Annotated in this window: 2 protein-coding genes; both read left to right on the forward strand. The window is 74.2% G+C overall.

Translation table 11 applies throughout. The features are described from left to right. Positions 1 to 136: 136 nt before the first annotated feature. Positions 137 to 1,426, forward strand: a complete 1,290-nt coding sequence (locus tag AOK18_RS24710) for an aromatic ring-hydroxylating oxygenase subunit alpha (protein ID WP_240503305.1) — start codon at positions 137 to 139, stop codon at positions 1,424 to 1,426. Between the two features lie 2 nt (positions 1,427 to 1,428). Next, positions 1,429 to 5,087, forward strand: a 3,659-nt coding sequence (locus tag AOK18_RS24715; protein ID WP_055695760.1) for an amino acid adenylation domain-containing protein, incomplete at its 3' end; no start/stop codon positions are given.

A 5,087-nucleotide genomic window follows, 5' to 3' on the forward strand; every position in this document is an offset into this window, starting at 1 on the left:
CGGTCCGGACCGGCCGGTCCGGACCGTCGCCCGGTCTTCGGGCGGTGCGGCGGCGCGGCGCTCCGGTGCGCACCCGCGGCGGGGACCGGCATCCCGTCACCGTCCTCCACGTTCCTCACCCGAGGGAGTCCAGCAGATGACGCGCGCGTCCAGCATGTTTGACCTCATCAGCGAACAGCCCGAGCAGCGGCCCTACTTCGAGTCGGGCGGCATCGGCCGGTCGCACGAGTTCTACACCGGCGAGGAGCAGTTCCGGCGGGAGATGAGCGCGATCTACGGGCGTCACTGGCTCCCGGTGGACCACGTCTCCCGCCTCAAGGAGAAGGGCGCCTACAGCACCCTGAACATCGGCAGCGGCTCCGTCCTGCTCCTGCACGGCGACGACGGCATCCGGGCCTACCACAACTACTGCCGGCACCGGGGCTACAAGCTCGTGGAGGAGGCCGAGGGCAAGCGGCAGAGCCTCGTGTGCCTCTACCACTGCTGGGTGTACGACCGGAACGGCAGGCTCAAGAGCCTCAACGGCACCTACTTCGACCACTTCTTCGAGAAGGAGAAGAACGGTCTGCTGCCCATCCGCACCGAGATCCGGCACGGCGTCGTCTTCATCACCTTCTCCGACGACGCCCCGGACCTGGACGAGTCCCTGGGCGAGTTCGGGAAGTTCGCGGAGGTCTACGAACTCGCCGACCTGGAGTGCGTCCAGGCCAAGGACTACCCGGTGGCCTCGAACTGGAAGCTCGTCGCCCACAACGTCAACGAGAGCCTGCACTTCCCGACCGCGCACAAGGACCTGCACCGCATCACCGACTTCGACGACGCGGGCACGTACGACCTCGAGGGAGACATCGTCGGGGCCTGGCAGTCCATCCGCGGCGGCTTCAACTCCGTGTCCATGACGGGACACAGCGGACGCACCCCGATGCCGCTCGTGCCCGAGGCCGACCGGCAGCGGATCAACTGGATCACCATCCTGCCCAACCTGCTGTTCGGGTTCACCGCCGACTACGTGATGATGCAGTGGGTCTGGCCCGAGAGCCCCGGCACCTGCTTCGTACGGCACTTCTGGCTGTTCCACCCCACCGAGACCGCCAAGGAGGACTTCTCCCACGAGGCGGTGTTCGCCCTGTGGGACAAGGCGAACTACGAGGACTGGGGGATGTGCGAGCGCACCCACCGCGGTCTGTCGAACCCGATGTGGAGCCCCGGCCAGCTCTCCCTCGACGAGGAGGTCGTCTCCCAGATCGACGCGTGGGTCGCCGCCCGCACCGCCGACCCCGTCCCGGACGACGGCCCCGCCCGGGACGCGGGCCCCGGGCCGGACGCGGGCCCCGGACGGGACACGCAGGCCGGGCAGGGCGCGGGCGCCGCCCCGCGGGAGACGAACGGCACCGGTCCGGCCCGCCCCGCCACGGCCAAGGGGTGAGCATGACGACCAACTGCTACATCATCGGGGGAACCCGGGTCCTCACCCGGTGTGCCGCACAGCTGCTCGACGCCGGTGTGCGGATCGAAGGCGTACTCAGCGACGACCCGGCCGTCGTCGCGTGGGCGGGCGAGCACGCCGTGCCCGTGCTCGACCCGTCCGGCGACCTGGCCGCGAAGCTCTCCGGCCGGACGTTCGACTACCTGTTCAGCATGGTCAACTTCCGCATCCTGACCGCGGACGTCCTCGCCCTCCCGGCGGTCGCCGCGGTCAACTTCCACGACGGCCCCCTGCCCCGCTACTCCGGCAGCCACGTCCCGGCGTGGGCCCTGTACGAGGGGGCCGGCCGGCACGCGGCGACCTGGCACCTGATGACGGAGGCCGTCGACGCCGGCGGCGTGCTGCTCGAACGCTGGTTCCCGGTCCGGGACCACTCCACCGCGCTCTCCCTGACGTACGAGACCGCCGAGGCCGGCATCGAGCTGTTCCGGGACCTCGTCCCGCACGTCGCCGCCGGCACCCTGCCCGACCCCGTCGACACCGGTGACCGCGAACGGCGGTTCTACCGGCGGTCCGACCGCATGGCCGGCGGAGGACTCGTCCACGCGGGCACCACGGCCGCCGAGGCCGCCCGCATCTCCAAGGCCCTGGACTACGGCACGTTCCCGAACCCGCTCGGCGTGCCCACGCTCGTCACCGGACAGGGCATCGTCTTCACCCGGCAGATCCGGCTCGTGCCCCGGGACGAGCCCCGCGCGGACACCGTGCTGCGGTCGGTGACCACCTCGGCGCTGACCCTGTCCGCCCCGGACGCCGACCTCGTCCTCAGCGACTTCGCCGCCGCCGACGGCAGCGCCCTGAGCGGCCAGGCCGCCGCGCAGCGGCTCGGCGCCACCGAAGGCGCGCCGCTGCCGCCCGTCGGCGAGGAGCGGCTCGCGGCCATCGCCGCCGCCCAGCGGCCGCTGCGGGCCCACGAACCGTGGTGGAGCGCCCGGCTGCGCGACCTGCGCCCGGTACGGCTGCCCGTCGACGACTTCAGCGCGGGCGCCGCGCACTACGGCCGCTACGAGCTCGCCTTCGTCCCCGGTTCCCCGGAGGACACGACCGAGGTGGTCCGCGCCTTCCTGGGCGCCGTGGCCGAGCGCGCCGGCGAGGAGACCTTCGACTTCGCGTGGTCGCCGTCGGCCGCCCGCGAACGGGCCGAGGCCACCCTCGGCATCGCCGCCGCGCGCTTCCCCGTGCGGTTCGACGGCGACACCGCCCGCGGCCTGCGCGGCAAACTGGACGAGGCCGCCGCCCGGCACGGCTACGCCGCCGACCTCGAGGTCCGGCTCGGCCTCGCGGGACGCCCCCTGGGCTCCGGCGAACCCACCTTCACCGACGTGATGGTCCTCGAACGCGGCCGGGAGGAGGAGGCGTCGGCCGAACCGCACACCGAGATCGCGCTGCTGTGCCTGAGGGACGGCCCGCCGACCGTCTTCATCCGGGAGACCGCGATGGGACACGACGAGGCGCTGGAGTTCACCGAACGGGTCGAGGACCTCGCCCTGACGGCGCTGCTGCACGGCGACGGCCCCCGGGAGCGGCCCTCGTCCGGGGCCGGCACCTCCCGGGCGGACGGGACCCCGGCGGACGGGACCCCGTCCGGCACGAGCGGGTCCGACGCCTCCGGAGCCGATGCCTCCGAGGCCGATGCCGCCGGGCCCGGCGCGGCACCGGAGGGCACCGGGGCGGCGGCGGAACCGGCGCCGTCCGGCGGCACGACGTTCCTCGACCTGTTCGCCGCCGCGGCCGCAGGCCGGCCCACGTCCGTGGCCGTCCGCAGCGGCACCCGCACCCTCGACTACGCGGCCCTGGACGCGTGGGCCGACGCGATCGCCGCCCGCCTGCAGGACCAGGGCGTCGAGTCCGGGTCCGTCGTCGGTGTCCTGGTCGAACGGGGTCTCCACCTGATCCCCGCCCTCCTCGGCGTCCTGCGGTCCGGGGCCGCCTTCCTCCCCCTCGACCCGGCCTATCCGGCCGACCGGCTGCACGGCTACACCGGGACCGCCGAGTGCGACCTGATCCTCACCGACCACGCCACCCACGCGCTCGGCACCTCGCTGGGCACCGCCCTGCGCGTACCGGAGCCGGACGGGTCCGCACCGGCCGTGCCGGCCCCGGTCGAGCCCGGCGACCTCGCCTACGTCCTGTTCACCAGCGGATCCACCGGCGCCCCCAAGGGCGTGGAGATCGAGCACGGAGCCCTCGCCAACTTCCTCACCGGGATCGGCGAACGGCTCGGCTCCTCGGCCGAGGACGCCGTCCTCGCCCACACGACGGTCGCCTTCGACATCTCCCTGCTGGAACTCCTCCTGCCGCTCACCGTCGGCGCCACCGTCGTCCTCGCCTCCCGCGAGACGGCACGCGATCCGCGGCGCCTGGCCGCGCTGACCGCCGAAGCCACCGTCGCCCAGGCCACCCCGAGCATGTGGCGGCTCCTGCTGGCCACCGGATGGACCCCGCCCGCGGACCTCACCGTCCTCTCCGGCGGCGAGGCCCTGCCGCGGAGCGTCGCCGGGGAACTGCACGCCTCGGCCCGCGCCCTGTGGAACCTGTACGGGCCCACCGAGGCCACCGTCTGGGCGTCCGCCCACCGCGTCACCTCCGTGGACGCCTTCGTCCCGCTCGGCGAGCCGCTGCCGAACCTGCGGCTGCACGTCCTCGACGAACGGATGGAACCGTGCGCGCCCCCCGCGGTGGGCGCCCTGTGGATCTCCGGCGCCGGACTCGCCCGGGGCTACGCCCGCCGGCCCGACCTCACGGCGGACGCCTTCACCGTCCACCCCGGCACCGGGGAACGCCTCTACCGGACCGGCGACGAGGTACGGCTGCACGAGGACGGCGCCGTCGAATGGCTCGGCCGCACCGACGCCCAGGTCAAGGTGCGCGGCAACCGCATCGAGCCCGCGGAGATCGAGCAGACCCTGGAACGGCTCCCCGGGATCACCGCGGCCGTCGTCACCGCTGCCCGCTTCGAAGGACGGGGCGAGCCGCGGCTGACCGCCTACCTGGTCGGCGACGACCTGCCGGAGAAGCACCGGCTGGACGAGTTCGTCGGCGCCGCCCTGCCCGGGTACATGGTGCCGGACACGTACGTACGGCTCGACGCGCTGCCCCTGACCGGCAACGGGAAGGTGGCGCGCGCCCGGCTGCCGCTGCCCGCCCGCGACACGGTCCTGCGCACCGGCGCACCGGCCGCCCCGTCCGGCACCGCGACCGCGCCCGTTCCCGAGGCCGTGCCCGTTCCCGAGGCCGTGCCCGTCCCCGATGCCGTGCCCGTACCCGTCCCCGATGCCGCACCCGTTCCCGAGGCGTCCGCCGTGTCCGCGGTGCCGACCGTGCCGGGCGGGGCCGGCACGACCGTCGAGGCGCTGACCGGGCGCGTCGCGCGGATCCTCGCCGACGTCGCGGGGCAGGCCGGGTTCGCCGCGGACGACAACTTCTTCGACCTCGGCGGCGACTCGGCCAACGTCACCGTCGCCGCGGTCCGCCTCAGCCGTGAGCTGGGCGCGGAGGTCACCGCCGCGTCGGTCTTCGCGACCGGCACCCCCGCCAAGCTGGCCCGCCTGCTGGCCGCCGAAGGCCTGGTGCGGATCGCCGAGCCGGAGCCGGAGCCGGA

Origin of the sequence: Streptomyces prasinopilosus (genome assembly GCF_001419695.1) — a bacterium.
GTDB lineage: Bacteria > Actinomycetota > Actinomycetes > Streptomycetales > Streptomycetaceae > Streptomyces > Streptomyces prasinopilosus.